This window comes from Conexibacter sp. DBS9H8, from assembly GCF_023330685.1.
Taxonomy (GTDB): Bacteria; Actinomycetota; Thermoleophilia; order Solirubrobacterales; family Solirubrobacteraceae; genus Palsa-465.
The window spans coordinates 154,222-179,883 of record NZ_CP097128.1 but is presented as its reverse complement, the minus strand read 5'-3'; the positions used below and the strand labels follow the sequence as shown (position 1 = coordinate 179,883).

Below are 25,662 nucleotides of genomic sequence, written 5' to 3'. Positions count from 1 at the left end.
CGGTAGACCCCGTCCCGGACGGGATCAGAAGCCGACCGGGTGGCGAATCGCGAAGCTCGGCAGGTTCGACTCGTCCGCGGGCCGGTTCGACCAGCGGGTTCCGCTCTCGGCCAGAGCGACGGTGTCAAAGCGCAGGCCGGCGATGTAGGCGAAGGTGTGGCCGGCGTTGGCGTAGATCGTGATCCAGCGCCCGGGGCCGGGGTCGCCGTAGGACATCAGCTGCCCCGAGGTTTCGGTGCCGGTGAGCAGTCCGGCGGCAGCGAGGATGAAACTCAGTGACCCGGAGCAGTCGTAGCCGTTGTCTTCGTAGGTGACGTGGCCGCCGCCCCAGATGTAGGGGAGGTGGGCGATCTCGTTGCCGGCCTCAATCGCGGCGACCACCGGTGCCGGCGCGTTGGCCGGCGGGATCGCGAGGCCGGAGCTGGTGAGTGTCGCCCGGTCCGGGTTCGGGTTGATGCCGCTGGCCGTGAGCTCGGCCTCGACCTGGGCGTTGGAGGCCGGCTGAGGCAGGGGCCCCGAGCTCGGTGCGACGCTGACGACCCCGTCGCCAGCGGCCCCAGCCCCGTTCGTCCCCGACGAGGAACCCGCCGATGCGGAGGGGGCTTGCCCGGCGACCGGCTGGATGACCTGGGGTTTGCCGTGCAGCGCGATCGCGCCCGATTCGGCGACCTTCGTCCCGGTGATCGCCCCGCAGCCGGCGACGCTGAGACCGAGCAGCGCGGCGCTGAGGAGGATCGACTTCCGGAATCGCACCCGGGGCACAGTCCCGAGTATGACGATCGCGCCCGCCGGGGCGCCGCAGGCTCAGCGGACGGGCGGGCCCTCTCGCGTCATCGTGACGGTCGCCTCGAGGTTCGAATTGGCCATCCCCCGGTAGACGCCCTTGACCGGCGGCACGTCCGCGTAGTGGCGGCCGTGCCCGATCTTGATGTGATCGGCGCCGGTCAGTCCGCGGTTGGTCGGGTCAACGCCGACCCATACCGCTCGGACGTCCGGACCGCGGTCACCGTCGGTCCCGTCCTCGGGGAGCAGCACCTCGATCCAGGCGTGCGTGTCGACCTCGACCGGCTCCGAGGGTGCGCCGCCGACCGCGCGCGGGTCGGGCTCGGGCGCTCCCGGCCGACCGCCCGCGGCCGGGAGTTGAGCGGACCCGCCCGCGCTGGGGGAGCCGGAGACGGCCTCGCCGTCTCCGGCGGTCGCGGTCGTGAACAGGTAGCCCGATACGTACCGGGCGGCGACGCCGTGGTGGCGCAGCAGCCACAGCCCGAGGTGGACGAAGTCCTGGCAGACGCCGGCGCCGCCGTCGAGCACGTCAACCAGCGGTGAGTCGACGTAGGTCGCCCCCCGCCGGTATTCGAACCGGTCCGGGATCAGCTCGCAGACCGCCAGGGCCAGCTCGAGCGGATCGCGGTGGCCGGTCGTGTCGGCGGTCAGGTCGGCGAGGACCGGATGCCCGGCCGCCTCCTCGGTTGGGAGCAGGTACTCGGCCCCCACCTCCCGGTAGGCGTCGGCGGCCAGGGCCGCCCAGTCGGGGCGGGGCGGGGGGGCCGCCGGCAGGGTGGCGACGAAAGCGCGCACGTCGATGAGCAGTTCACGGTGGGGGCGAGCGACCTCAAACTCGATCACCTCGGTCCCGAAGTAGTCGTCGTGACGGTGCAGGCGTGCCTCCGGGCTGATCCGCACGCTGAACTCCTCGACGCGCTGGCGGGCGTGGGTGACGGGGCGCACCCGCAGCGCGTTGAGGTTGTCGGCCACCTCGGCGTCATAGCGGTAGCGGGTGACGTAGCGCAGACGGAAGCCGGTCTCCCGTTCCCACCCCCGGTCGTCGTGCTCGGGCATCAGACGTGCACCGCCGCGACGGCCGCGACGGCGAAGTAGCGATCGTCGATCGCGCGATCGATCAGCTCGAGCTCCTCCTGGACTCGGGCGAGCAGGTCCGCGAGCACGCTGAAGCGCTCGGCGGTCCGGCGCTGGAGTTCGAGGTCGGCGATGAGGCGACCGAGCCGCAGCACCGGCGGTGAGGACCGGGGGGCCGCGTCCGCGGTCTCCAGTGCGGCCCGCAGCGCCTCGAGGGAGGAGGCGACCGACCCCGGATAGGTGCCCTCATAGAGCAGGAAGCGAACGACCTCACGCAGTTCCGGTGCCTGCCGGGTCGCGCGCCGGTAGGCCTGAAACCCGCCGACGGCCTGGAGCAGGGCGAGCGCCTCCCCCTGGTGGGCGGCGGTGTCCTCGCCCGCGCTCACCGCCCGGGTGAGCTGGACGGGGACCGACACCCGCAGCATCCGCAGGGCCATGTCCGCGCTCTCGATCCGGCCGCCCGCATCGAGGAAGGCGCGACCCTCGTCCGCGAGCATCGTGCGCTCGACGAGGCCCCAGAACAACGCACAGCGCTCCTTCACCTCTTGATAGACGGAGTACGGGCCGGTCGCGAGGGCGGCCTGGAGGTCATAGCGCCCGAGGGAGAGATAGAAGCCGTTGAGCGCCTCCCACATCTCCGTCGAGATCACGTCACGGAGCGTGCGGGCTCGCTCCCGCGCCCGGTAGACGCAGGAGACGACCGAGGCGGGGCTCGTCGTGTCAAGGGTCAGCAGCGGGGCGATCTCCGCCCGGCCGAGGCTGACCCGACCGCGGGCTGTCGCGCCGACCGTTCGGTGGCCCGTCAGCTTGCCCTCAGCGGGGTCGGCGGGCTCACTCTCCTCCCCCGGCGCGGGCGGCTTGGCGCCGATCACTGCGAGCACCCCCTCCCAGGAGAGGGCGATCCCGCGCGCGTCCGCACCGACGACGTCAGCGTGGAAGGCGCCGTCGAGCATCCGGGCCGTCTCCTCCGCGCGGGTGAGGTCACGGCCGAGCCAGAACAGCTCCTGGGCGATCCGGGCGAGCATCCCCGCCTCAGTCCCGGTCCGGACTGCTCGCCGGCCAGTTCTGTTGTTGCTGCTGCTGTTGGGCCTGACCGTGCCAGCCCCCGTAGCGGATGTCCGGCAGCGCCGGGGGTCGCCGCGGCGGAACGTCCCCGGGGTGCAGCTCGACGCCGTCCCCGTCATCAAGCACCCAGGTGTCCTTGGAGCCGCCGCCCTGGCTCGAGTTGACGATCATCGACCCCTCCCGGAGCGCGACACGGGTGAGCCCACCGGGCACGATCCGGATCTCCTCGCCGAACACCGCGAACGGGCGCAGGTCCACATGGCGGGGGGCGAGCCGGCCGCCGACCTCGGTCGGCACCGTGGACAGGTGGACGAGCTCCTGGGCGATGAACCGTTCGGGCTGGGCCTCGATCAGGCGCCGCTGGGCCTCCCGCTCGGCGGCGCTCGCGCTCGGGCCGATGAACACCCCCTTGCCCCCCGACTCCGACGTCGGCTTGACGACGAGCTCGGCGAGCCGCTCGAGCACCATCGCCCGGGTCTGCTCCTCGTGCACGAAGTAGGTCGGGACGTTCGCGAGGATCGGCTCCTCCCCGAGGTAGAAGCGGACCATCTCCGGGACGAAGTGGTAGATCGCCTTGTCATCGGCCACCCCGGTCCCGACCGCATTGGCGATCGCGACGCTGCCGGCCCGGTAGGCACGCATCAGCCCCGGCACTCCGAGCACCGAGTCGGCGCGGAACTCGAGCGGGTCGATGAAGTCGTCGTCGAGACGACGGTAGATCGTGTGCACGCGCTGCAGGCCCGCCGTCGTGCGCATGTACACGGTCGAGTCGCGGACGATCAGGTCGGACGCCTCGACGAGCTCGATCCCCATCTCCCGCGCGAGGAAGGCGTGTTCGAAGTAGGCGCTGTTGAGGCTCCCGGGCGTCCACACGACGACGGTCGGCGCGCCGTCGGAGGCCGGGGCGACCGCCTTGAGCGCCTCGAGCAGCAGCGTCGGGTACGTGCTGACGGGCCGTACCCGGTGCCCTGCGAACAGCTCCGGCATCAGCCGCGTCATCGCGACCCGGTTCTCGAGCACGTAGGAGATGCCCGACGGGGTCCGCACATTGTCCTCGAGTACCCGCCAGACCCCGTCCCCGCCGCGGACGAGATCACAACCGCTGACGTGGGTGTAGACCCCGCCGGGGGCGCGGATCCCGTGCGCGGCCCGGGCGAAGCTCGGGCGCGAGACGATCAGTGACCACGGCACCTTCCCGGCCCGGACGATCTCTCGGTCGTGGTAGACGTCGTCGACGAAGGCGTTGAGGGCCCGGATGCGCTGGGCCAGCCCGCGCTTGATCACCGTCCACTCCTGCGCGGTGAGGACCCGCGGGACGAGGTCGAGCGGGAAGGGCCGGTCCCGACGCTTGCCGTCCTCGGAGTAGACCTCAAAGGTGATTCCCTGCTGCATGAAGATCGAGTCCCGCCGCCGGCCGGCGGCCGCGAGCGCGTCCGGTCCGAGCCGCTGCAGGGAGGCGATCAGCCCGGAGACGTGGGTTCGGGGCCGTCCCTCGGCCTCGAGCAGCTCGTCGATCGAACCGTCCGGCACCTCATATTCCGTGATCGGATCCGGCTCGCTCATCCTCACGCGAACACTATGGCGTCCCGGGCCGCGGCGGCCAGAACCTCGCGGCCAAAGCAAACCGTGACCGTTTGGCCAGGTGGACAAGGCGACGGGCGCACCCGGGCTCCGGCACCGGGTTACCCTAGGGCCCCCATGTCCCTGCGCCTCCTCATCACCGGAGCGAGCGGCCTGCTCGGCCAGGACGTGTACGCGGTCGCGCGGGCCCGCGGGCACCAGGTCACCGCCCTGACGCGGGCCGCCCTCGACATCTGTGACCCGGCGGCGGTGAGCGCGGCGGTCGCCACCGCCGCCCCGGACGTGGTGGTCAACTGCGCCGCCTACACCCAGGTCGACCGTGCCGAGTCCGAACCCGAGGCCGCCCACCGGGTCAACGCGGACGGCGCGGGAACCGTCGCCACGGCGGCCGCCGCCGCGGGCGCATGGACCGTCCACGTCTCCACCGACTACGTGTTCTCCGGTGCGAAGGCCTCGGGTCCCTACCTCGAATCGGACCCGACCGGACCGCAGACCGTCTACGGGCAGAGCAAGCTCGCCGGGGAGGCGGCGGTCGCCGCCGCCGCGCCGGACTGTCACACGATCGTCCGCTCCGCCTGGCTGTACGGGACCGGCGGGCCGTGCTTTCCCGGGACGATCCTCGATCTCGCCCGCCGCCGGCCCGAGCTCACCGTCGTCGACGACCAGATCGGCTCGCCGACCTACACGCCCCACCTCGCCGCCGCGCTCACCGAGCTCGCCGAGTCGCGCGCGCTCTGCGGGGTCGTCCACGTCGCCGGGGCCGGCGCGGTCAGCTGGTTTGGGTTCGCCTCCGCGCTGCTGGCGGCGGCACCGGTCTGCCGGACCGGTGCCGCCGGGACGCCGGGCTGGGCCGCGATCGCCCCGTGCACGAGCGCGGAACACCCCCGCCCCGCCGCGCGTCCCGCCTTCTCGGTGCTCGCCAGCGAACGGGCCGGCGTCCCCGTCCTGCCCGACTGGCGCTCCGGCGTGGCCGCGTACATGGCCGCCTGGTCCGCGCAGCAGGTCGCGGCCTGATGCGCCTGCTCGTCACCGGCGGCGCCGGCTTCATCGGCTCGAACTTCGTCCGCCACGTCCACCGCGAACGGCCCGACTGGGAGGTCGTCGTCTATGACCGGCTCACTTACGCCGGGGACCGGGCCAACCTCGCGGACCTGTCGGAACGAGTGACGCTCGTGGAGGCCGACATCTGCGACCCCGCCGCCCTCGAGGGCGCCCTCGACGGGGTGGAGGCGGTCATCCACTTCGCCGCCGAGACCCACAACGACAACAGCCTGCAGAGCCCGTGGCCGTTCGTCCACACCAACCTCGTCGGCACCTACACGGTCCTCGAGGCCGTCCGGGCCCGCGGGATCCGCCTCCACCACATCTCGACCGACGAGGTTTACGGGGACCTCGCGCTCGATGATCCGGCGACGTTCACCGATACGACGCCGTACAACCCCTCCTCGCCCTACTCGGCGACCAAGGCCGGCTCGGACCTGCTCGTCCGCGCCTGGGTGCGCTCCTTCGGGGTCGCCGCAACCCTGTCGAACTGCTCGAACAACTACGGGCCCTACCAGCACGTCGAGAAGTTCATCCCCCGCCAGATCACCGAGATCCTCGAGGGGCGCCGCCCGAAGCTGTACGGGGCGGGGGAGAACGTGCGCGACTGGATCCACGCCGAGGACCACTCAAGCGGCGTGCTGGCGATCCTCGAGCGTGGCCGGATCGGGGAGACGTACCTGATCGGCGCGGACGGGGAGCGCAACAACCTCGACACGGTCCGGCTCATCCTCACCCTGATGGGCCGCGACGGCGACGACTTCGACTGGGTCAAGGACCGCCCCGGCCACGACCTCCGCTACGCGATCGACGCGACGAAGCTGCGTTCCGAGCTCGGCTGGACCCCCCGTTACCGTGACTTCGAGGCCGGGCTCGCGGCGACGATCGATTGGTACCGCGCCCACCCGGAGTGGTGGCGGCCCCAGAAGGCCCCGACGGAGGCGCGCTATGAGGAGCTGGGACGCTGAGCGGGCCCGCCCGCCGGCGTGGCCCGGGGGGCGAGGGGACGTCCGCTGTGGCCCCTGACCGGGATACCCGCCTGGACCCGTCGGCTCCGGTGCCGTTGACCGGCGGGCCACTCGCCGCGCTGCAGAGCGAGCTGGCCGACTGCCGGCGCTGTGCGCGGCTCGTGGCCTGGCGCGAGCAGGTGGCGGTCGAGAAACGGGCGTCCTTCCGGGAGGAGGTCTACTGGGGCCGTCCCGCCCTCGCCATCGGCGACCCCGCCGCCCGGCTCGTCGTGCTCGGGCTCGCTCCCGCCGCCCACGGCGGCAACCGCACTGGGCGGATCTTCACCGGCGACCGGTCCGGGGACTGGCTGTTCGGCGCGCTGTGGCGGGCCGGGTATGCCAACCAGCCCGAGTCGGTGTCCGCCGGGGACGGGCTCGCGCTCACCGACTGCTGGGTGACCGCCGCGGTTCGCTGCGCGCCGCCGGCGAACCGCCCGACCCCCGCCGAGCGGGACACCTGCACGAGCCACTGGCTGATCCCCGAGCTCGAGCTGCTGGTGGCCAAGCGGGTGATCCTCTGTCTCGGCGGCTTCGCGTGGGAGACCGCGCTGCGCGTGTTCGACGCCCCCCGCCCACGACCCCGGTTCGGACACGCCGTCGAGCACCGGCTCGGCGCGGGGCCCGGTGCCGGTCTGTGGCTGCTGGGCAGCTACCACGTCTCCCAGCAGAACACCTTCACGGGCCGGCTCACCGAGGCGATGCTCGACGCCGTCCTCGGCCGTGCCCGTGAGCTGACGCAAGGGCACGGCTGACTGAGCCCCTGCGGCGATCGCTTCGGCGCGCACGCCAGCCGGCGGCGGCGCGCCGACAGTCCACCGTCGACGGGGGAGAATCGCGTGGCGTGCGCGAACGCGTTCCCCCCGCCGTACGGGGGTGCGGGGGCTGAGATCAGGTGCGCTGGACCAGCCGTGCGGTGAAGACGATCCGGTGACAGCGCGTGCCCGGGAACGTGACCGTCCCGGAGGCGCGCGCGGGGGTGAGCCGAACGCTCAGGATGATCTTGACGCGATGGCCGCCGTGGGCGCTTGTGTAGACCATCGCCGTGGTGTGGGTGTGAATCGTGTCGTGGTGAACTGCAATCGAGTTGAGCACCGCCGCGTCAGGGACGTGAGCGGCTCCCGGATAGCTGACCGTTCCGAGGCAGGTGTTGGTCGCCTGCAGCTGCGCGGTCCCGGTGGCGTGGCGGAAGACGATGATGACGTTGTCACCGGCCGCCGGGGTGACGGTGCCCGAGACCTTCCTCCCCGGGTGCTGCATGTAGATGCTCGAGTCGGGTGGAGGCCCTCCGTCGGCGGCGGCGATGGCCGCACCCGAGCCCAGCAGGATGAGGGCAAGCGCGATGATGCGCGTTGGACGAAACATGATGGCTCCCGATAGGGGGGAATCGACCGATGCAGTCCGACCGGACCGCACAACCGCACCCTAGTCCGCGGCGCCCGGGCGGGGGAAAAACTCGTGTTGGACAAAAGCGGCCCGAGTCGTCTCGGCGCTCCTCGAACCCGTCCGCGGTCGCCGGGCTTGTGGGCTTCCACCAACGACGGGGGACAAATGCGTCGTAGGAACGCATTTGTCCCCCGTCATCGGAGGCGACCACCACCGTGTGCTCCCCCCAGGCCGCACCGGTCTCCCCCGGATGGGTCGGTCCGGGTTGACGCAACGGGTCCCCGCGCTCTGGAGTCGGGGACCGGTACCCGCCATCATGTTGTTCCATGATCACCGAGTCCCACACCATCGACCCCGACCTGTGGCGCGAGCCGCGTGAGCCCGAGCTCGCTGAACTGGCGATCAGCGACCCCCCAGGCGCCTGGCGTCAGCTCGGCTTCCTCGTCGATGAGGAGGGCAACCTCGACCTCGGTGGTGTGCGGCTGCGACTCGGCAGCAAGGGCAGCGGCGGGATCCTCTCCTGGTCCCTGCGCCGGGTCAACGCGATGGGGTCGATCGACGGCCTCCCCACCCCGGTGCCTCGGATGCTGCGCCCGCCGCCCTTCAGCACCCACCCAAACGGGGCGACCGGCCTCGATCACCTCGTCATCACGACACCGAACTTCGATCGCACCGCCGCCGCGCTCGCCCGGGCGGGCCTGCCGCTCAAGCGGACCCAGGAGATCGGACGGGGGCGCCAGGGCTTTCGCCGGGTCGGCCCGGCGATCCTCGAGCTCGTCCAGCTGCCCGCCGACGGTGCCGGGGCCGAGCGGGCCGGCGTCGTCGCCCGGGCTCAGCCGAGCGGTCCGCCCGGCGGTGGGGCCGGGGATCCGCGCTTCTGGGGGCTCGTCGTCGTCGTGATCAGCCTTGAGGCGCTCGCCGAACAGCTCGGGGACCGGCTCGGGGAGATCCGCCCCGCCGTGCAGCCGGGGCGGCGGATCGCCGCGCTCACCGGGGTCTCGGAGATCGCCCCCGCGCTCGCCTTCATGACCCCCGAGCCGCGGTAGGGGCCGGCCGCCACGGGCGGCCGAATCGCTCGGTGAGCCACTGGGGGTAGGTGAGCACGCCGCGGATGTCCGGATCAGGCGGGACCAGTGCCCCGTCGCCGAGGGCGCGCAGGAGCGCGCCGGCGCGCGGAACCGGCAGCGGCAGGCCGCGATGCACGCGCAACTGGCTCACCGTCAGGGTCTCGGGGCCACAGAGGGTCACGCTCGCGGTGGTCGGTGCCCCGGTCGCGAGGCGGGCCAGCACGGCCGCGACCTCCGCGGCCGCGACTGGGGCGAGCGGAATCGAGGCGCGCAGCTCGAGCCCGAGCCGGGCGGCCCGGAGCGCGGCGACCCCGACGAACTCATGAAACTGGGTGCTGCGCAGGATCGAGGCGGGGCGGCGGCCGTCGGTGAGGAGTCGCTCCTGGGCGAGCTTGAGCGCGTAGTAGCGGCTGTGGGCGGCGACCCGGTCGACCCCGGCGATCGAGATGAGGAGATGGTGGGCGTCGGGGGCTCCGGCGACCAGCCGCCGCGAGCCCTCCAGCAGCACCCCGGCCGCCGGCCGGGAGCCGACCGCGTTAGCCGCGTGGACGACGACCTCGACATCAGCGAGGGCGGTCGTGAGCCCGGCGCCGGTGCGGAGGTCGACGGGATGAGACGGCGAGGCGCGGTGGAGGCGGCGGACCTCATGGCCGCCCTCCTCCAGCAGACGGGCGAGCGGCGCGCCGAGGCGGCCGCTCGCGCCGGTGAGGGCGATCCTCATCCGCGACGCTCCGGCACCGTGGTCAGCGCAGTGAGCAGGCGCCGACGCTGAAGCGGCGCGGTCGGCTGACGGCGGTCGGATGACCGCCGCGACTGAGACGTGAGGTCGCGCCGAGGAGACGCCCGTCGCGGAACCACTCAAAGCGGATCCGCGCGGTGAGGGTCACCGGTCCGGCGAAGCGGAGGGTGAGCCCGTCCTGGACGAGGACCCCGTGCGTGGCGACGCGACCGCCGAGCTTCCAGTGCTCGGCCAGGGGCAGGTAGCGGTGGGCGGACGGGGAGAACTCGAGCACCGTGACCACCATCAGCAGGCGGGCGGGGAACGGGAGCGCGGGCATCTCGCCGCGGATCCCGACCGTCCGGTCGTGGTGGAGATCACAGGTCGTCAGCGTCGCCCACACGGTCCGCGAGTGGGCGGCCCTCGCGACGGCGCGGCGGACCTCGGCGGGGGTCGGTGACACCGGGCGGGCGCGCCGGACCGTCGGCGGCCGGTCGGAGTGAGCCTGGGCGACCATCGGCGACACCGGGCGGGCCTGGGCGACCGCGCCGCTCGCGGTGCAGAACGGGATGAGCAGCCCGATCAGCAGGACGCCGGCCGCGGCGACGTGGCGCTGCGCGCGGACGAGCGCGACGCGCACGCCGGCGTGGACGCGCGGGGGGCGGGCCTTGTCGGCGGCAGACATCGGCTGGAACATACCCGGTGTGATGACCGCGCCAGCCGGGCCGTGGCGGTGGTGTGAGACCAACCAGCGCGGATTGGCCGGCCTTTGAGGCGCTCTACCGCGGCAGCCGCGACGACGTCGACGCCTACGTCCTCTCCCTCCTGCGGGAAGCGGCGGCCGCCGAGGACGTGACCGCGCTCGCCTGCGAACGGGCCCACCGCATGTGGGCGAGCTTTGACCGCCGCCGCGCCGTCGAACGCGCCTGCCGGTTCGGGATCGCCCGCAACGCCCTCCTGGATGAACTGCGCCGCCGGCGCCGGACCGCGTCCCGGCTTGACGAACCTGGCGCGCCTGACCCCGACCTGAGCGACGGTGAGGAGGAGATCCTCCTCACCCGGACCGCCGTGCGAGCCGCGCTCGCCGCTCTGCTCCGCAAGCGAGCGCGAGCTGATCGCGTTGGAGTTCCACGCCGGGCTCACCAGCGCGGAGACCGGCCGGGGGGGGGGTGAGCGTCACCAGCACCGACGTGAACAGCCTCGCTGCAGGGCTCACCCGCACATCCGACCGGCGCCCACCACCCGGACCCTGTGGTATCACCATCACACTATGCCGGTGATCGCGCGCAGCGAGGGCACCGCCGCGCTTCTGCGCCGCGTCCCCGCCTTCTCCACCCTCGCCGACGAGGACCTCGGCAAGGTTGCCGACGTCGCCGTCCCCCGCCGCTTCAGCGCCGGTGAGGTCGTCTTCCGTGAGGGCGACGAGTCGAACACCTGTTACGTCGTCCGCTCCGGCAAGGCGCGGGCGATCCGGGCCCACACCGACGGCCGCACGATCACGCTCGCCAACTTCGGCCCCGGCGACATCTTCGGCGAGCTGGCGATGTTCGACAACGAGCGGCGCTCGGCGACCGTGGAGACGCTCGAGGTGACCGAGGTGATCGCGATCCTCGGCGGGGACATGCGTCGCCTGATGCGCGAGCACCCGGAGATCGCGGTGAAGCTGATTGCCGCGCTCGCCCAACGGCTGCGCAACACGAACGAGCGGCTCGCCCGCCAGTCCTTCCAGACCGTGCAGAGCCGCGTCGCCGCCGTGCTCGCCCAACTCGTCGAGGCCGCCCGCACCGACGGCGCCCCCGCCGGGGACGTGCTGATCACCTCCACCCAGGCCGACCTCGCGCAGATGGCCGGCTCCTCGCGTGAGTCGGCCAGCCGCTTCCTCGCCGTCCTCGAGCGGGCCGGGATCATCACCCAGGGCCGCGGCAAGCTCGTCGTCCACGACGCCGACGCGCTCAGCCGCTACGTCTACTGACGGCCGGGCTCGGACCGTGGACGGGGGCGGGCGCCCGGCGGGGAGAGCGGGCCGAACCGCGGGCGGCCCGTCGGGGTTCCCGCCCCGGCAGGCGGGAACCCCGCCCCGAGCGCGGGTAGTCTCTCCGAGATGTCAAGCGCCGAGGAGTTCTCCGCCGGGGGGGTCGTCTACCGGGGGGATGAGATCGTCGTCATCACCCCGGTCGCTCGGGCGGCCGACGGCACCCGGGTGCTCGGGCTGCCCAAGGGCCACCCGGAGGCGGGCGAGAGCCTCGAGGCCGCCGCCGCGCGCGAGGTCCGTGAGGAGGCGGGTGTGGAGGGGGAGCTGCTCGACCGGCTCGGTGAGGTCACCTACAGCTACGAGCGCAAGGGCCGGCCGCGGCGCAAGTCGGTCACCTTCTTCCTCATCCGCTACCGCGCCGGGGACCCTGCCGATCACGACCACGAGATCGAGGAGGCGCGGTGGATGGACTTTGACGCGGCGATCGGCGCGCTCACCTACGTCGGGGAGCGGGAGATGGTGACGCGCGCCCGGGAACTGGTGCGCGGCCAGCCCGCCCTGTAATGTCGCCGCGGTGCGTGTCCTGAACTTCTACTCCTCGGTCTTTGCCGACCAGCTCCGGCGGGGCCGCAAGACGGCGACGATCCGCCTCGGCGACAAGTCCCACAAGTACCGCAAGAACGACTGCGTCGTCGTCACGATCGGCTACCAGCACTCGCCGCGGGAGAAGATCTTCAATGCGGTGATCGACCAGGTTGAGGTCAAGCGCGTGCACGAGCTCTCACCTCGGGACATCGAGCACGACAACCCGGAGTTCCGGCGGATCGATGAGATGGTCCACTTCCTCCAGCAGATCTACGGCAAGGCGGTCACGATCGATGACCTCGTCACCGTCGTCCGGTTCTCCCAGATCATCGAGAACCCGCCCGAGCTGCGCGACCGCTTCCACGGGCTCGGCGGCGCGAACAACTGACCGTCGGTCGATCGCTGGGCCGGTCAGTCCGGAGGGGCCGCTGCGGTGAGGGCGTCGACGAACCGGTCGGCCTCCCCGGCGTTGACCTCAACCACCGACCGGGCGGCTGAGCAGATCCGCACCCGTCCGGGAGCGACGTCGGCGTCGACCCGGACGACGGCACCGTCGACGGCTCGCCAGATGAGATCGATGCCGAAGCGCAGGCCGACGGTGTGGATCGAGGCGACCGCGAGTTCGAGCCCGGTACCGGCCGGGAGCCGGCGCAGTCCGGCGAGGCCGAGCAGACGTGCCCGCCAGTCGGTGGCGGTGACGATCAGGAGGCCGCCGTCGAGCTCCCGGCGTGGCAACCGCGCCAGTCGACGGGGCTCGACCGCGCCCGGGGCCCTCACCGCCGCGGCAGCGACAGGGCGAGCGAGAGCGTGCGCCCAGGCGTGAGGCGGAGGCGGCGCCGCAGCACGGTGACCGGATGGCCGGCCTCGCCGTTACGGATGAGCAGGAGCGTGTCCTCTCCGGCGGTGACGAGCAGCTGGAAGCGACCGCGGTTGACCCGGTGAGCGAGTGAGGTGATGTCACCGGAGGCGTCCTGCACCTCGACGCTGAGATCCGCGAGGTCACCGCGCAGGCGGCCGCGGACGGTCGCCTCGTGGGCGCGGACGAACCGGACCGAGCCGGCGGTGAGCCGGGTCACGGCGGCCGGGTAGCCGACGCGCAGCAGGTGTCCGTTCTGGGAGTCCTTGCAGCCTGACAGCTCGACGGTGACCGGGTCCGCGCGGATCCCGTCGGCATAGACGAAGGTGACGGTCGCGACGGTCGCGAAGTCGGCCGGACAGGCGAACGCCTCGACTCCCGGCGGGAGCGCCGCAAGCGCGTTGAACCGGGCCGCGAGGGTGCGGGCGCCCGCGCCGGTGAGCGCGGCCTCGCCGAGCAGGGTGAACCCGGCGTCCCCGGCGCCGGGCAGATGGGAACCGGCACCCTCGGGGAGGCCGTTGTAGCGGCACAGCATCACGCTCACGGGTCGCCCGGGCACGAGCATCCGCTTCGCTCCCGGAGTGGAGCTGACGCGCACCGTCCGCGGGGCGACGCTCGAACAGCGGAGTGGGGTCACCGGCCGCGACGGGGTGCCATGGACGACCGTGACAGGCCCGCGGCTCGCCACCGGTGAGCCGTCGGCGAGCGCGGCGGCGGGGACGGCGGCCGCGACCGCTGCAAGGGCGGTGAGGAGGGGGCGGGCTCGCACGGGCATCGGGCACACGATAGGCCGCCGGCCCGGCCCGTGGGGTGATTCTCCCCGCGCCGGACCGTTCGCCTGCGACCGTGGATGCCGAGGTGGCCTCCGCCCTGTCCCGACCGGGCGGGCTCGGCCCCGATGGACCCTGGCACTCTTTACACAAGAGTGCCAACCGATGGCGCGGACGCGGTATAGTGGACGCAGTTGGCACTCTCGGTCTGAGAGTGCCAAGCCAGAAGGAATCCGAAACCCCACCCGGAGGTCTCAACAGATGAGTCTCAAGCCGCTCGGCGATCGCCTGATCGTCCGCGCGATCGAGGAGGAGGAGATGACCGCGAGCGGCCTCGTCCTCCCCGACACCGCCAAGGAAAAGCCCCAGAAGGGCAAGGTCATCGCCGTCGGTGACGGCAAGATCAACGAGGACACCGGCAAGCGCACCCCGCTCGACGTCGCCGAGGGTGATGAGGTCCTCTACAGCAAGTACGGCGGGACCGAGATCAAGGTCGACGGCGAGGACCTGCTGGTCCTCCGCGAGTCCGACGTGCTGGCCAAGGTCACCAAGTAACCAGGAGAACCTGAACACATGGCTCACAAAGAACTGAAGTACGACGTCGAGGCCCGCAAGGCCCTCGAGGCCGGGGTTGACGCGGTCGCCAACGCGGTCAAGGTGACGCTCGGCCCCAAGGGTCGCTACGTCGTCCTCGACAAGAAGTTCGGCGCCCCGACGATCACCAATGACGGCGTCACCATCGCCCGCGAGATCGAGGTTGAGGACGTCTTCCAGAACCAGGGCGCCCAGCTCGTCCGTGAGGTCGCGACCGCGACCAACGACATCGCCGGTGACGGCACGACGACCGCGACGGTGCTCGCTCAGGCGATCGTTCGCCAGGGTCTGAAGAACGTCGCCGCCGGGGCGAACCCGCTCGCGCTCAAGAAGGGCATCGAGAAGGCGGTCGAGCAGGTCGTCAAGAACATCGCCGAGCAGTCCAAGGCCGTCTCGGGCAAGGAGCAGATCGCCCGCGTCGCGACGATCTCCGCCGGTGATGAGGAGATCGGCGACGTCATCGCCGACGCGATCGAGAAGGTCGGCAAGGACGGCGTCGTCAACGTCGAGGAGGGCAACACCTTCGGCCTCGAGCTCGAGTTCACCGAGGGCATGCAGTTCGACAAGGGCTACATCTCCCCGTACCTGGTCACCGACCAGGACCGCCAGGAGGCCGTCCTCGAGGACCCCTACATCCTGATCGCGAACCAGAAGATCGGCTCGGTCCGTGACGTCCTTCCCGTGCTCGAGCAGGTCATCCAGTCCGGCAAGCCGCTGCTGATCATCGCCGAGGACGTTGAGGGCGAGTCCCTCGCGACCCTGATCGTCAACAAGCTGCGGGGCACCTTCACCGGCGTCGCCGTCAAGGCGCCCGGCTTCGGTGACCGCCGCAAGCGGATCCTCGAGGACATCGCGATCCTCACCGGCGGCGAGGTCATCACCGAGGAGCTCGGCCTCAAGCTCGAGAACACCCAGGTGAGCCAGCTCGGCCGCGCCCGCCGTGTCGTCGTCGCCAAGGACAACACGACGATCGTCGACGGTTCCGGAGACGCGAACGCGATCAAGGGCCGGATCGCCCAGATCAAGTCCGAGATCGAGACGACCGACAGCGATTTTGACCGCGAGAAGCTCCAGGAGCGCCTCGCCAAGCTGTCCGGCGGTGTCGCCGTCGTCAAGGTCGGCGCGGCCACCGAGACCGAGGTCAAGGAGAAGAAGCACCGCGTCGAGGACGCCCTGCAGGCCACCCGGGCCGCCCTCGAGGAGGGCATCGTCCCCGGCGGCGGGGTTGCGCTGCTCGTCGCCCAGAAGGCGCTGAAGATCGATGAGATCGTCGGTGAGGACGAGCAGACCGGTGGACGGATCGTCTACCGCGCGCTCGAGGAGCCGCTCCGCCAGATCGCCGAGAACGCCGGCCTCGAGGGCTCGGTCGTCGTCAACGACGTCCGCAAGGCCAAGAAGGATCACGGCCTCAACGCGGCCAACGGTGAGATCGTCAACCTCATCACCGAGGGGATCATCGACCCGGCCATGGTCACCCGCTCGGCCCTGCAGAACGCAGCGTCGATCGCCAAGAACATCCTCACCACCGAGGCGATCGTCGCCGAGGTGCCGGACAAGAACGACGGCGGCGGCGGCATGGGCGGCGGTATGCCCGACATGGGCGGCATGATGTAAGGACGTCGCTGACGCGACGGACAGTCGTTCTCAGAGGGGCCCGGTCACCGAGACCGGGCCCCTCTTTCCTTGTCGGCCCGGAGTGCGGGCGCCGGGCCGGGGGTGCGGAGCCGATCTGCTCGCTCAGGCCGCCGGGCCGCTCACGCGCTGACCGCCGTTCCGACCGGCGCGGGTGCCACGACGGTGACGGGGTGGGGGCGGGACGGGTCGCCGGCGGGGTGGCGGACGCGTTCGTAGCCGGCCAGGCGGTACTCGACCTGAACGGGGACGGGGCCGTCGGGGAGCCAGTTCTTGGCGTTGACACAGTCGGCGACCTGCCAGCGACCCCGTTCGACGACGCCGATGGCGGCGTCCATCACCCAGTAGCGCTGGTAGCCGTGCCAGACGGGCTCTGACTCGACCCAGACGACGATGAACTCGCCGGGAGTGAACTGGCAGCGCCGCTGGATCGCCCTGATGAGCCGCTCATCGTGGAAGTGGCCGTCCCCGAAGTTGAACCCGACGATCGCGTTGCAGAGGAACTCGGCCTCACGCAGGGTGTAGGTGTCGATGTCGGCCCCGAGCTGGTTGATCATCACCGAGTTGAGGCCGCGACCCTGGCTGTGCAGCGAGCGCCACGCGAGCAGGATCTGCAGGGTGATCTCGGCGACGTTCTCCTCGTAACCGAGCAGCGGCATCGGGGTCTGCAGCTGCTTGAGCTGCGTCTTGGCCCCCTTGATCAAGTGTGCATCGAGCTTCTCCTCCGCCCCCGGGGCGAACGCCCACATCGCCGAGGCCCAGTTACCGGCGTACTGGCGGAAGGACGGGAGGAAGGAGACGAGGTCCGGCCGCAGGTTGCCGAGTACCGGCAGGGCGAGGAGGATCGCCGCGGTTGGGATGATCACCCCGGCGCCGGCGTTCGCGATCGCGTATCCGTCCTGGGCCGGATAGCCAAGGAAGAGGAACGCGACGAGGTACATGAAGACGAGGTTCCACTCCAGCGGCACCGCGAGCGGGAACGTCGAGATGATGAACAGGTGGTAGAAGACCATGAACCCGACGGCGCAGGCCGTCACCGTCGGGTTGTGGCTGAGCAGCAGCACGAGCGGCGGCACGAGCTCACCGAACACGCCGGGACCGTGGGAGAGGAAGATCGCCATCCGCGAGGGGCGGAGATCGTCGGGGAACGCGGTGACCTGGCGGCGCTTGAGCGCCTTGGAGCCGAGCCACGGCGTGTTGGCGACCATCGGCGGGATGACCTGGGGGAAGTGGCGGGTGAGCTTGGAGAACCCGGCGCCCATCCAGACGATCACGATCAGCACCTTCGCCGCGACGATCATGTCGACGAACGGGAAGAAGGTCATGAAGACGAGCGCGGGCAGGTACTGCTCGCTGCGGGCGGCGAGGAAGTAGATCTTGTCCCGCAGTCCGAGCAGGACCATCAGTCCGATCGCTACCCCGATCGCGAGCGGCGGGACGAGGCCGTGGCTGTGGGCGACATGGGCACCGACACCGTGCACGTCCACGCCCGAGAGCCCGAGAGCGACGATCAGGGACGCGAGCACCGCGAGGTAGAGGCCGACGTCGAGCCACGTCCGCTCGTCGCCGTCGGTGAGCGGAACGCGGGTCGGCCAGGGCGGGTTGCGCAGCGCGCCGCGGCGGGCGTAGTAGTGCCAGCCGCCGGTGAAGGGCCACATATGCCCGGCGAGCGGGCCCCAGGACCCGGCGACGCCGAGGGACTCGAGCAGCACCGTCCACAGGATCGCCTTCTCATAGAAGATCGGCTGGTCGAACCACTGGCCCGGATGCCAGGGGCTGAGACCGGAGGTGAGGGTGGCGGCGAGAATGCCGCCGGCGCCGAAGAACAGCGCGAGCTTGGTCAGGTACATCACCATGATCACCTTCGGTGAACCGAAGCCGTTCTCAATCCAGAACCTCGAGAGCACCTTGGTGCGCTCGAGGTAGGGCTCGTTCATGAACGTCTCGGGGTCCACCTCAGGGGTGGTGCCAACCAGGAAACCCATCTGCCTGCTCCCTCTGCTCGGTACGACACGGACTGCGGTACGACACGGACTGCGCTACGACGAGAACTGCGCTACGACGAGAACTGCGGTACGACCCTTCTGTGCCCGCGGAGACGGCACGGAGACCGATAACTGTCCCAGCCGACGGCCCGAACCTCCATGTCGGGGCCCCACAGACACGGCTCCCGGGCTTGGCGTAATCCCACAAAACGCATGAGCGGCGGTGGGTCTCAGGGGGGATCGGCCGGCAGGATCCGCGCGAGTCGAAGGGCCGCCTGCAGCTCGAGCTGGTGCTCGTCGATGCGACGGCCGAGGATCTCCTCGGCTCGGCGGATGCGGTAGGCGACGGTGTTCTCGTGCACCCCGAGCTGGCGGCTGACCCGGGCGAGACTCGACCCGGCCGTCAGGTATGCCTCGAGGGTCTCCACGATCCGCCGGCGGGGACCGGTGCCGTCCGCGAGGTCCCCGAGCTCACGCTCGACGAACCGCCGGGCCTCCTTGAGGTCGTGGGTGAGCAGCGCCTCGAGGGCGAGCTCGCCGAAGCTGACCGGGGTCCCGCAGCGGCCGCCGAGCCGGTAGACGCGCCGGGCCTGCAGGGCCTCCTCGTGGCTGCGCCGGAAGCCCTCGGGCCCACGGTGGGAGAGTCCGAACGTGACGTGGACGCCACCGGGTCGATCACGCGGCGCGTCTACGGCCGACGCGCAGACGTTCGCCCAGCCGGCGTAGACGTCCCCGAGCTCGAGGGTCAGGGTGTTCGTCGCCCCGAGGGCGCGGCCGGTGGCGTCGGCGAGCGGTGCGAGCGTCCCGAGGCTCTCCTCCGTCAGGCAGGCTTCGCCCTCCTCCCAGATGACGAAGGCGGTGTGCCAGCCATCGAGGCGGTAGCGCAGGCGCTGGCTGGCGCGAAGCTGATCGACGGGAGCGCCCGACAGGAGCCGGCGGACCTCAGCGAGCCGGAGGGTGGCCGCGGGAGAGCTGCGGCGCTCCTGTTCGGCCGCGTGCTGCAGGGCGAGCGCGCGGGTCACCGAGCTGATGTACTGAAAGAGGAGATCGTTGACGTGGATCGTCGCCGCCGCGAACGTGTCGGGGTCGGCCGCGGTCCGCTGCAGGTACCCCTTCCAGAGGTGCAGGTAGGCGTGCTCACCGTGCCGGTAGGCACGTGTGAGCAGCTCGGCGTCCAGGCCGCCGCGGGCGAACTGGCAGGCGTAGGCCTGGGCGTCTTCGGGGGGTGGCACCAGGCCGGGGTCGATCCCGTCGCGGACGATCGTCGTGAACGCATCGACGTTCGACAGCGTGCTCGCGTACGTCCCGTCGGTGAGGCCGGCCGGGAGGTCAGGACAGGCGGCGTGGATGCGCTCGGTGATCGCCGCGGCGACACCGTCGAGCTCGTCCCGCATCCCGTCGGCACAGACGCGGACCGTCTCCGCCACTGTCGCCCGGTTGCCTTCAGAGACCATGCCCTCGAACCTCCGTCCTCCCGGCAAGCGGACCGTCGAGCGGTCCGCCGCGAATCCCGATGGGCGATCATCCCACAGGCGGGCGCGGGCGGGCGCCGGTTCAGCGCGAGGTCTCGCCTCGCCTCATCCGGTCTGGTCGGCGTGCTCTTGCTGCCAGGAGCCGAACTCCTCCCGCAGCGGTCCCTTGGAGATCTTGCCCGTCGGCGTCTTGGGGAGGGCGTCCCGCAGCAGGATCGCCCGCGGCCGCTTGAACCGGGCGAGCTGCTCGGCGGCGAAGCTGCCGAGCGCGTCGGGGTCGAGGGTGTGGCCGTCCGCGGGCACGACGATCGCGAGCACCTCCTCCCCCCGGACCGGGTCGGGAACCCCGATCACCGCGCACTCGAGCACCCCGGGGAACCGGTAGAGCACCTCCTCGATCTCCCGCGGGTAGATGTTCTCCCCGCCGCGGATGATCATGTCCTTGGAGCGGTCGACGATGAAGAAGTACCCATCTTCATCGAAGTAGCCGATGTCTCCGGTGTGCAGCCACCCGTCCCGGATCGTCTCGGCGGTCGCCGTAGGATCGTGCAGGTAGCCCTGCATCACGTTGGGGCCGCGGATGACGATCTCTCCGAACTCCCCCGGGCCGAGCCGGTCCCCGTCCTCGTCGCGGATCGCCATCTCCTGACCGCGAAGGGAGAGGCCGATCGAGCCGGCCCGGCGGTCGCCGTAGTAGGGGTTGATCGAGGCGACGCAGGCGGTCTCGGTGAGGCCGTACCCCTCGAGGATGCGGATTCCGAAGCGCTCGGAGAAGGCGGTCAGCAGCTCCACCGAGAGCGGGGCGGCCCCGCAGATGATGTAGCGCAACGATGTTCCGGGACCGGGCGCGCCGGGGGCGTGCAGCACTGCGGCGAGGATCGTCGGAACCGCGGAGATCGTCACCGGCGCGTATGCCTCCACCGTCGCCCAGAAGTCGCCGGCGGAGAAGCGCTCCCACATGACGACCTCACAGCCGACGAGCATCGGGATCAGCGTCGTGACGAGCTGGGCGTTGGCGTGAAAGAGCGGCAGCAGCATGCCGACCCGCTCACCGGCGGCGAGCGGCACGAGCTCGGCCGCCTGGGCCGTGTTGACGAGCAGGTTCCGGTGCGAGAGCATCGCCCCCTTGGGTTTGCCCGTCGTCCCGGAGGTGTAGAGGACGGCCGCAAGCGTGTCGGCGCCGATCGCCGGTGCCGGCGCCGGGTACCCCGCTGCGGCGAGGGCGTCGAGGCTCACCACGCCGGCCGCCGCGCCCGCCGGAGGGGTCGTCTCGATCACGTGCCTCAGCCGCGGAAGCTCGTGCCGGACCGTCGCGAGCACCTCGGCCCCCCGCTGATCGGTGATGACCGCCACCGCGCCGGAGTGGCCGAGCACGTAGGCGACCTCCGGGCCCGTGTAGGCCGGGTTGACCGGCCCGAACACCGCCCCGAGCTTGAGGATCGCCCACCACGCCTCAAGGAACTCGAGGCAGTTGGGCAGCAGCACCGACACCGTCTCACCGGGGGAGACCCCCAGCGCGGCGAGACCGCCCGCGAGCGCGTCCGTGCGCGCGTCAAAGGCCGAGTAGGTCCACGCCCGGTCGCTGAAGCGGGCGAACGGGAGATCGGGGGTGGCCCGGGCCCGTGTCCGCAGCAGGTCCGGGAGGGAGATGAGGTCGGGCCGGGGGCGCACCGCTAGGTCCCACCGACGGTGTGACGCTGCCCGGTCACGGCGAGCCGATCGGCGTTGCGGCCGGCGGCGATGAACGCCATGCCGTACTCACGGAGGTCCTCACAGACGAGTCGGCCGGTGCAGCCGCTGGCTCCGTAGACGACGACGGGCTTGGCAGTGGGCATGCGGGTCCTCTCCTCTGGCGTGTTCGGTGGTCCGGTCCGAGCTCCCGGCGGGCGCCACGTGGACCGACCCAGACGGAACCGCAAACGCGACCGGCGGTGTTTGGGTCTTCCCCCAAACCGGATCGGCCCGGTTGTCCGGAAGGGACAAGCAGCGGAGGCTCCGCTCAGCTCGGCGGCGGGGCCGTGTGGGTGGCGATGAACGCGCCGGCGAGGGTGATCGCCGCCCGCGCCGGGGCAAGCAGGGTGAACAGCTCGAAGACGTGCCAGAGACCGCTGAAGGGCTGGAGGGTGAGCTCGGCGCCGGCGGTCCGGGCGCGGGTGCTGAAGGCGAGCGTGTCCCGGGCGAGCAGCTCGCCGGCGTCGTATTGGATGAGGGTCGGCGGCAGTCCGCTGAGGTCCTCGGCGAGGCTGGGGGAGAGGCGCGGATCGGTCCGCGGGTGGGATCCGGCATACAGCGCCGCCCAGCGCTCGAGACCCGCCACAGTGAGCATCGGATCCTCGCCGCCGGCGGCCGCGTGGGCCGCCGGCGGGCGCAGGTCGAGCCACGGGGAGAACATCACGAGCGCGCCGGGGCGGGGGAGCCCGCGTTGCCGGGCCTCGAGCACCGTCGTGAGCGCAAGCCCGCCTCCGGCGGAATCCCCGGCGATACAGACCGACCCGGGTGCCGTGCCGTCCGCGCAGAGCGCACCGTAGACGGCGGCCGCGTCCTCCCACGCGGCGGGGAACGGATGCTCGGGGGCGAGCCGGTAGTCGACGGCGATGACCCGTGCGTGGGCGGCGCGGGCGAGCCGCGAGGTGAGCGCGAGATGGCTGCGGGCTGAGCCGACGACATATCCGCCGCCGTGGAGGTAGAGGATCGTACGCTGGGCCGGCCCATCGTCAGGGGCGAGGATGAGGACCGGCACGCCGGCCATGTACGCGCGGGTGTGCCTGACCCGGGCGCCCGGCAGGGTCCGGCAGGTCGCCTCCAGGAGGACACGCTGGACGGGGACGGGAACGCCGGGGCCGAACAGGGGACGCACGGCGGTCCGCACGATGGCTCCCACCACGTTGACCGGTGTGTCCCTGGACATGCCCGAGGGCCTCTCAGGCGCCGACGGTCGCGAGCGCCCCGACCTTGGCGGGGATGAACGCCAGTGCCCGCTCGGTGAGGGCGGTGATCGTCAGGCTCGGGTTGGCGCCGACGTTCGCCGGCACCGCCGCCCCGTCGCAGACGAGCAGGTTCTCGTACCCGAACACGCGCTGGTGGTCGTCGATCACGCCGGTCCGCGGGGATGCCCCGATCACCGCACCGCCGAGGATATGGGCGGTCGTCGGGATCGAGAAGATCCCCTCCGTGATCCCGGCGTAGGCGTCGCCGCCGAGTTCGTCGGCGAACCAGCGGGCGACGTCATAGGCGACCGGTACCCCGTCCGGGTTCGGGTGCAGCGGGTCCTGCTCGGTCGTCAGGGTGACCGCGCCGCCGGGCAGACGGCGCTTGACCTTCAGGCGCATCGAGTTGTCGAGGGTCTGCATCACGAGCAGGATGATCGTCCGGGCCGACGTGCCGGCGAGCTTGGAGGCGCGCAGGAACGCCCGCGGGTGACGGAGGGCGGCGAGGGCGAAGTAGAACGGGCGGGTGCCGCGACCGCCGGCCTGCACCATCAGGTTGAAGAGCAGGGACTGGGAGTCGGCTCCCCTGCCGTAGGTGACGACCTCCACGTGGGTGCTCTCATCGGTGTAGAGACTTGAGGTGATCGCGATCGACTTGGTGAAGTCGTCCGGGTGGTCCGCGGGGGCGCTGACGGCCATGATCGACTCGCTGTTGGTGCGCACGAGATAACCGAGGCGGTCCGAGATCCGGTGCAGGGAGCCGGCGAGCTTGCAGCGCGCGAGCAGGCGGTTGGTGCCCAGCGCGCCGGCGGCGACGATCACGCCGCGAGCCCGGAGCGTCGTCTTCTCCCGTCCCCACAGCGCGCCGGAGCGGATGTGGGTGACCTCGTAGCCGTCGGCCCCGGTCGCCGACGGCCCGCCGATCGGCACGACGTCGATCACCGTTCGTTCGGGCATCACCTGCACGCCGAGCTTCTCGGCGAACCACAGGTAGTTCTTGACGAGGGTGTTCTTGGCCCCGTGGCGGCAGCCGACCATGCAGGAGCCACAGCGCATGCACCCGGTCCGTGGGGGTCCCTCACCACCGAAGTAGGGATCCTCGACGGTGACGCCGGGAGTGCCGAGGAACACCCCGACGCGCGCGCGCTTGAACGTGTCGGCGACGCCGGTCGCCTCCCCGTAGCGCTTGAGCAGCAGGTCGGCCGGGCCCTCGCGGTCGTACTCCGCCACGCCGAGCATCCGCTCGGCCTCCTGATAGTGGGGGGCCAGTTCGGTCTCCCAGTCGGCGAGTCCGCTCCACTGCGGGTTCTCATAGAAGCCGGGCAGGGCGCGGTAGAGCGTGTTCGCATACCCGAGGCTGCCGCCTCCGACCCCACTGCCGGAGGCGATGAAGATGTCCCGGAACAGGGTGAGGCGGAGAATCCCGCGAAGGCCGAGCTGGGGGACCCAGTAGTAGTTCCTGGCGTCCTTGGTCTCCTCCGCGTAGTCCTCGTCCGCGAAGCGGCGGCCGCTTTCGAGCACCCCGACCGAGTAGCCCTTCTCCGCGAGCCGCAGCGCCGACACGCTCCCGCCGAATCCCGACCCGATCACCAGCCAGTCAAAGTCGTAGCTCACGAGAACACCGTCTCCCTCTCCTCACTCGGGGCGGGACCGTCGGCCCCGCCGTCCAGAGCCTCATAATCCTCGATCCGGAACTGCCGTGTCCGCCAGCGATACTCGCTCATCGTTCCCGGCCAGTTGTTCGCGTTGCGGCCCGTCTCGTCGACGTACCAGCTCGAGCAGCCGCTCGCCCACGCCGAGGTGGCGAGCCGGCGCTGGACCTCGCTGTCGTAGAGGAGGTGGCGTCCGCGGCGGACGGCGAAGCGGGCTCCCGGGTGGCGGGCGAAGGCACGGGCGGCCTCGACGACGTAATGGATCGAGCTCTCGAGCATGTGCACGATCGACCCGGAGCCGAGGTTCGTGTTCGGCCCGTAGAGCATGAACAGATTCGGGAAATCGGGGACGGCCATGCCGAGGTAGGCCGAGGCACCGCCTGCCCAGGCGTCCTCGGCGAGGCGGCGGCCCTCCCGGCCGGTGATCTGCATCGGCGCGACGAACCCGTGCGCGGCAAAGCCGGTCGCGTAGATGATCGTGTCGACCTCTCGGGTGAGGCCGGAATCGGAACGGACGGTGTGGGGGCCGATCGCGCTCACACCCTCGGGGATGACCTCGACGTGGTCCTGGGCGAGGGCCGGGTAGTAGTTGTTGGAGAACAGCAGCCGCTTGCAGCCGGCCTGATCGGTCGGGGCGAGCGCCGCCCGTTTGGCGGGGTCTGTGATCGCCCGGTTGAGGTTCCAGCGAGACGCCCCGACGATGAAGTTGAGCCAGGATGGGTGCTCGGCCAGGGCGATCTGCCCGTACTCTGAGACCAGGAACCAGCCGAAGCGCTCGGCGGCGAGCAGCGCCGGAAGGGTGCGGAAGAGCCGGTGGTGCAGCTGGCTGTAGCGGCGGTCGGGTTTGGGGATGACGAACGGCGCCGAGCGTTGGAAGAGGTGGAGGGCGCCGACCTGAGGGACGATCTCGGGGACGAACTGGATCGCGCTCGCGCCGGTGCCGATCACTGCGACCCGCTCGTCGCGGAGGTCGTGTTCGTGATCCCAGTGGGCGCTGTGGAAGCTGTGGCCGGTGAAGGAGTCGGCGCCGGGGAAGGCGGGGACGGTCGGCTCCGACAGCTGGCCGCAGGCGCAGACGAGCAGATCGAAGCTCTCGGTGCTCCCGTTGACCTGGACCTCCCAGCGGCCGGTGGCCTCGTCAAAGGCCGCAGCGGTCACCTCCGCGTTGACTTCGATCCGGTCGGCGACCCCGAACTCGATCGCGCAGCGCTCGAGGTAGGCGAGGATCGTCTCCTGCTTGGAGTACCGCCATGGCCACTGCGGGTTCGGGGCGAAGGAGAACGAGTAGAACGGTGAGGGGACGTCACAGCCTGCCCCCGGGTAGGTGTTCTCCCTCCACACCCCGCCGATCCGGTCGGCCCGTTCAAAGACGGTGAAGTCATGGAACCCGGCTCGGTCGAGCTCGATCGCCATCCCGATCCCGCCAAAGCCGGCGCCGACGATCGCGATCCGTGGTGAGTGAGTGGAGGACACCCTGAGAAGGTATGGCTCCCGCAGG

At 71.4% G+C, this 25,662-nt stretch carries 26 protein-coding genes; 10 read left to right on the top strand and 16 right to left on the bottom strand.

The annotated features are described in order from the left end of the window. Positions 1-24 precede the first annotated feature (24 nt). From M3M55_RS00860 to M3M55_RS00845, 4 genes are read right to left on the bottom strand one after another with little or no spacing between them, the layout of a single operon-like run. Positions 25-762, bottom strand: a complete 738-nt coding sequence (locus M3M55_RS00860; protein WP_249010935.1) for a hypothetical protein — start codon at positions 760-762, stop codon at positions 25-27. Between the two features lie 42 nt (positions 763-804). Next, a complete protein-coding gene (locus tag M3M55_RS00855; RefSeq protein ID WP_249010934.1) occupies positions 805-1,839 on the bottom strand; it encodes a transglutaminase family protein in 1,035 nt (344 codons plus the stop codon). Next, positions 1,839-2,882 (bottom strand): alpha-E domain-containing protein, encoded by a 1,044-nt coding sequence (locus M3M55_RS00850; protein ID WP_249010933.1) that lies wholly within the window; start codon positions 2,880-2,882, stop codon positions 1,839-1,841. The genes M3M55_RS00855 and M3M55_RS00850 overlap by 1 nt, the downstream gene beginning before the upstream one ends. Positions 2,883-2,889: 7 nt before the next feature. Then, entirely contained in the window at positions 2,890-4,485 is a 1,596-nt protein-coding gene (locus tag M3M55_RS00845) for a circularly permuted type 2 ATP-grasp protein (RefSeq protein ID WP_249010932.1), read from the bottom strand. A 135-nt stretch (positions 4,486-4,620) separates the two neighbouring features. Here M3M55_RS00845 and rfbD point away from each other — a divergent pair, with 135 nt between their 5' ends. The 3 genes from rfbD to M3M55_RS00830 all read left to right on the top strand — a co-directional run bounded on the left by rfbD (position 4,621) and on the right by M3M55_RS00830 (position 7,303). Then, positions 4,621-5,517, top strand: coding sequence for a dTDP-4-dehydrorhamnose reductase (gene rfbD, locus M3M55_RS00840; RefSeq protein ID WP_249010931.1), 897 nt, complete (start codon positions 4,621-4,623; stop codon positions 5,515-5,517). After that, a complete protein-coding gene (gene rfbB / locus M3M55_RS00835) occupies positions 5,517-6,512 on the top strand; it encodes a dTDP-glucose 4,6-dehydratase (RefSeq protein WP_249010930.1) in 996 nt (331 codons plus the stop codon). The genes rfbD and rfbB overlap by 1 nt, the downstream gene beginning before the upstream one ends. Before the next feature lie 89 nt (positions 6,513-6,601). Beyond that, a complete protein-coding gene (locus M3M55_RS00830) occupies positions 6,602-7,303 on the top strand; it encodes a uracil-DNA glycosylase (protein WP_249010929.1) in 702 nt (233 codons plus the stop codon). Positions 7,304-7,439: 136 nt separating this feature from the next. Here M3M55_RS00830 and M3M55_RS00825 read toward each other — a convergent pair whose 3' ends face one another. Continuing rightward, positions 7,440-7,913: a hypothetical protein gene (locus tag M3M55_RS00825; protein WP_249010928.1), complete on the bottom strand. Its 474-nt coding sequence runs from the start codon at positions 7,911-7,913 to the stop codon at positions 7,440-7,442. A gap of 347 nt (positions 7,914-8,260) precedes the next feature. On the opposite strand from M3M55_RS00825, the gene M3M55_RS00820 reads away from it, so the two are divergent. Beyond that, positions 8,261-8,980: a VOC family protein gene (locus M3M55_RS00820; protein ID WP_249010927.1), complete on the top strand. Its 720-nt coding sequence runs from the start codon at positions 8,261-8,263 to the stop codon at positions 8,978-8,980. Here M3M55_RS00820 and M3M55_RS00815 read toward each other — a convergent pair. Continuing rightward, on the bottom strand, positions 8,958-9,722 hold the full coding sequence (locus M3M55_RS00815; protein ID WP_249010926.1) for an SDR family oxidoreductase: 765 nt from the start codon (positions 9,720-9,722) through the stop codon (positions 8,958-8,960). The two genes, M3M55_RS00820 and M3M55_RS00815, sit on opposite strands and share 23 nt — an antisense overlap. A 22-nt stretch (positions 9,723-9,744) precedes the next feature. Then, positions 9,745-10,404 carry a hypothetical protein gene (locus M3M55_RS00810; RefSeq protein ID WP_249010925.1) on the bottom strand — a complete coding sequence of 220 codons (660 nt, stop codon included), beginning with the start codon at positions 10,402-10,404 and terminating at the stop codon, positions 9,745-9,747. A gap of 53 nt (positions 10,405-10,457) precedes the next feature. Between M3M55_RS00810 and M3M55_RS00805 the strand changes: the two genes are divergently transcribed. The 4 genes from M3M55_RS00805 (at position 10,458) to M3M55_RS00790 (ending at position 12,664) form a co-directional block, all read left to right on the top strand. Beyond that, positions 10,458-10,892: an RNA polymerase sigma factor gene (locus tag M3M55_RS00805; RefSeq protein ID WP_249010924.1), complete on the top strand. Its 435-nt coding sequence runs from the start codon at positions 10,458-10,460 to the stop codon at positions 10,890-10,892. Positions 10,893-10,989: 97 nt separating this feature from the next. Continuing rightward, on the top strand, positions 10,990-11,691 hold the full coding sequence (locus M3M55_RS00800; protein WP_249010923.1) for a Crp/Fnr family transcriptional regulator: 702 nt from the start codon (positions 10,990-10,992) through the stop codon (positions 11,689-11,691). Between the two features lie 129 nt (positions 11,692-11,820). Beyond that, on the top strand, positions 11,821-12,255 hold the full coding sequence (locus M3M55_RS00795) for an NUDIX hydrolase (RefSeq protein ID WP_249010922.1): 435 nt from the start codon (positions 11,821-11,823) through the stop codon (positions 12,253-12,255). A gap of 10 nt (positions 12,256-12,265) precedes the next feature. Beyond that, on the top strand, positions 12,266-12,664 hold the full coding sequence (locus M3M55_RS00790) for an ASCH domain-containing protein (RefSeq protein ID WP_249010921.1): 399 nt from the start codon (positions 12,266-12,268) through the stop codon (positions 12,662-12,664). A gap of 23 nt (positions 12,665-12,687) precedes the next feature. Here the strand turns inward: M3M55_RS00790 and M3M55_RS00785 are convergent, their stop codons facing one another. Together M3M55_RS00785 and M3M55_RS00780 are read right to left on the bottom strand one after the other, a co-directional pair. Further along, positions 12,688-13,011: a DUF192 domain-containing protein gene (locus M3M55_RS00785; RefSeq protein ID WP_249010920.1), complete on the bottom strand. Its 324-nt coding sequence runs from the start codon at positions 13,009-13,011 to the stop codon at positions 12,688-12,690. Between the two features lie 38 nt (positions 13,012-13,049). Beyond that, positions 13,050-13,907, bottom strand: a complete 858-nt coding sequence (locus M3M55_RS00780) for a hypothetical protein (RefSeq protein ID WP_249010919.1) — start codon at positions 13,905-13,907, stop codon at positions 13,050-13,052. A 256-nt stretch (positions 13,908-14,163) separates the two neighbouring features. On the opposite strand from M3M55_RS00780, the gene groES reads away from it, so the two are divergent. Continuing rightward, positions 14,164-14,457, top strand: a complete 294-nt coding sequence (gene groES / locus M3M55_RS00775; RefSeq protein WP_249010918.1) for a co-chaperone GroES — start codon at positions 14,164-14,166, stop codon at positions 14,455-14,457. Positions 14,458-14,475: 18 nt separating this feature from the next. Beyond that, complete coding sequence (groL, locus tag M3M55_RS00770; protein WP_249010917.1) at positions 14,476-16,110, top strand: chaperonin GroEL; 1,635 nt, start codon at positions 14,476-14,478, stop codon at positions 16,108-16,110. A gap of 140 nt (positions 16,111-16,250) precedes the next feature. On the opposite strand, the gene M3M55_RS00765 is transcribed toward groL, so the two are convergent. The 7 genes from M3M55_RS00765 to M3M55_RS00735 form a co-directional block, all read right to left on the bottom strand. Beyond that, positions 16,251-18,113 carry a DUF3556 domain-containing protein gene (locus M3M55_RS00765; RefSeq protein ID WP_249010916.1) on the bottom strand — a complete coding sequence of 621 codons (1,863 nt, stop codon included), beginning with the start codon at positions 18,111-18,113 and terminating at the stop codon, positions 16,251-16,253. A 230-nt stretch (positions 18,114-18,343) separates the two neighbouring features. Then, positions 18,344-19,567, bottom strand: coding sequence for a CdaR family transcriptional regulator (locus M3M55_RS00760; protein WP_249010915.1), 1,224 nt, complete (start codon positions 19,565-19,567; stop codon positions 18,344-18,346). Positions 19,568-19,690: 123 nt separating this feature from the next. Continuing rightward, positions 19,691-21,256 carry a class I adenylate-forming enzyme family protein gene (locus tag M3M55_RS00755; RefSeq protein ID WP_249010914.1) on the bottom strand — a complete coding sequence of 522 codons (1,566 nt, stop codon included), beginning with the start codon at positions 21,254-21,256 and terminating at the stop codon, positions 19,691-19,693. A 2-nt stretch (positions 21,257-21,258) separates the two neighbouring features. Further along, positions 21,259-21,420, bottom strand: coding sequence for a hypothetical protein (locus tag M3M55_RS00750; protein WP_249010913.1), 162 nt, complete (start codon positions 21,418-21,420; stop codon positions 21,259-21,261). Positions 21,421-21,584: 164 nt separating this feature from the next. Beyond that, complete coding sequence (locus M3M55_RS00745) at positions 21,585-22,493, bottom strand: alpha/beta hydrolase (RefSeq protein WP_249010912.1); 909 nt, start codon at positions 22,491-22,493, stop codon at positions 21,585-21,587. Positions 22,494-22,506: 13 nt separating this feature from the next. Beyond that, complete coding sequence (locus M3M55_RS00740; protein ID WP_249010911.1) at positions 22,507-24,126, bottom strand: GMC oxidoreductase; 1,620 nt, start codon at positions 24,124-24,126, stop codon at positions 22,507-22,509. Then, positions 24,123-25,637 (bottom strand): NAD(P)/FAD-dependent oxidoreductase, encoded by a 1,515-nt coding sequence (locus tag M3M55_RS00735; RefSeq protein WP_249010910.1) that lies wholly within the window; start codon positions 25,635-25,637, stop codon positions 24,123-24,125. The genes M3M55_RS00740 and M3M55_RS00735 overlap by 4 nt, the downstream gene beginning before the upstream one ends. Positions 25,638-25,662 lie beyond the last annotated feature (25 nt).

Coding starts and splice junctions, on each gene's coding strand:
- M3M55_RS00855 (WP_249010934.1), bottom strand. CDS start 1,839: ATGCCCGAGCACGACGACCGGGGGTGGGAACGGGAGACCGGCTTCCGT.
- M3M55_RS00850 (WP_249010933.1), bottom strand. CDS start 2,882: ATGCTCGCCCGGATCGCCCAGGAGCTGTTCTGGCTCGGCCGTGACCTC.
- M3M55_RS00845 (WP_249010932.1), bottom strand. CDS start 4,485: ATGAGCGAGCCGGATCCGATCACGGAATATGAGGTGCCGGACGGTTCG.
- rfbD (WP_249010931.1), top strand. CDS start 4,621: ATGTCCCTGCGCCTCCTCATCACCGGAGCGAGCGGCCTGCTCGGCCAG.
- rfbB (WP_249010930.1), top strand. CDS start 5,517: ATGCGCCTGCTCGTCACCGGCGGCGCCGGCTTCATCGGCTCGAACTTC.
- M3M55_RS00825 (WP_249010928.1), bottom strand. CDS start 7,913: ATGTTTCGTCCAACGCGCATCATCGCGCTTGCCCTCATCCTGCTGGGC.
- M3M55_RS00820 (WP_249010927.1), top strand. CDS start 8,261: ATGATCACCGAGTCCCACACCATCGACCCCGACCTGTGGCGCGAGCCG.
- M3M55_RS00815 (WP_249010926.1), bottom strand. CDS start 9,722: ATGAGGATCGCCCTCACCGGCGCGAGCGGCCGCCTCGGCGCGCCGCTC.
- M3M55_RS00810 (WP_249010925.1), bottom strand. CDS start 10,404: ATGTCTGCCGCCGACAAGGCCCGCCCCCCGCGCGTCCACGCCGGCGTG.
- M3M55_RS00800 (WP_249010923.1), top strand. CDS start 10,990: ATGCCGGTGATCGCGCGCAGCGAGGGCACCGCCGCGCTTCTGCGCCGC.
- M3M55_RS00795 (WP_249010922.1), top strand. CDS start 11,821: ATGTCAAGCGCCGAGGAGTTCTCCGCCGGGGGGGTCGTCTACCGGGGG.
- M3M55_RS00780 (WP_249010919.1), bottom strand. CDS start 13,907: ATGCCCGTGCGAGCCCGCCCCCTCCTCACCGCCCTTGCAGCGGTCGCG.
- groES (WP_249010918.1), top strand. CDS start 14,164: ATGAGTCTCAAGCCGCTCGGCGATCGCCTGATCGTCCGCGCGATCGAG.
- groL (WP_249010917.1), top strand. CDS start 14,476: ATGGCTCACAAAGAACTGAAGTACGACGTCGAGGCCCGCAAGGCCCTC.
- M3M55_RS00765 (WP_249010916.1), bottom strand. CDS start 18,113: ATGGGTTTCCTGGTTGGCACCACCCCTGAGGTGGACCCCGAGACGTTC.
- M3M55_RS00760 (WP_249010915.1), bottom strand. CDS start 19,567: ATGGTCTCTGAAGGCAACCGGGCGACAGTGGCGGAGACGGTCCGCGTC.
- M3M55_RS00750 (WP_249010913.1), bottom strand. CDS start 21,420: ATGCCCACTGCCAAGCCCGTCGTCGTCTACGGAGCCAGCGGCTGCACC.
- M3M55_RS00745 (WP_249010912.1), bottom strand. CDS start 22,493: ATGTCCAGGGACACACCGGTCAACGTGGTGGGAGCCATCGTGCGGACC.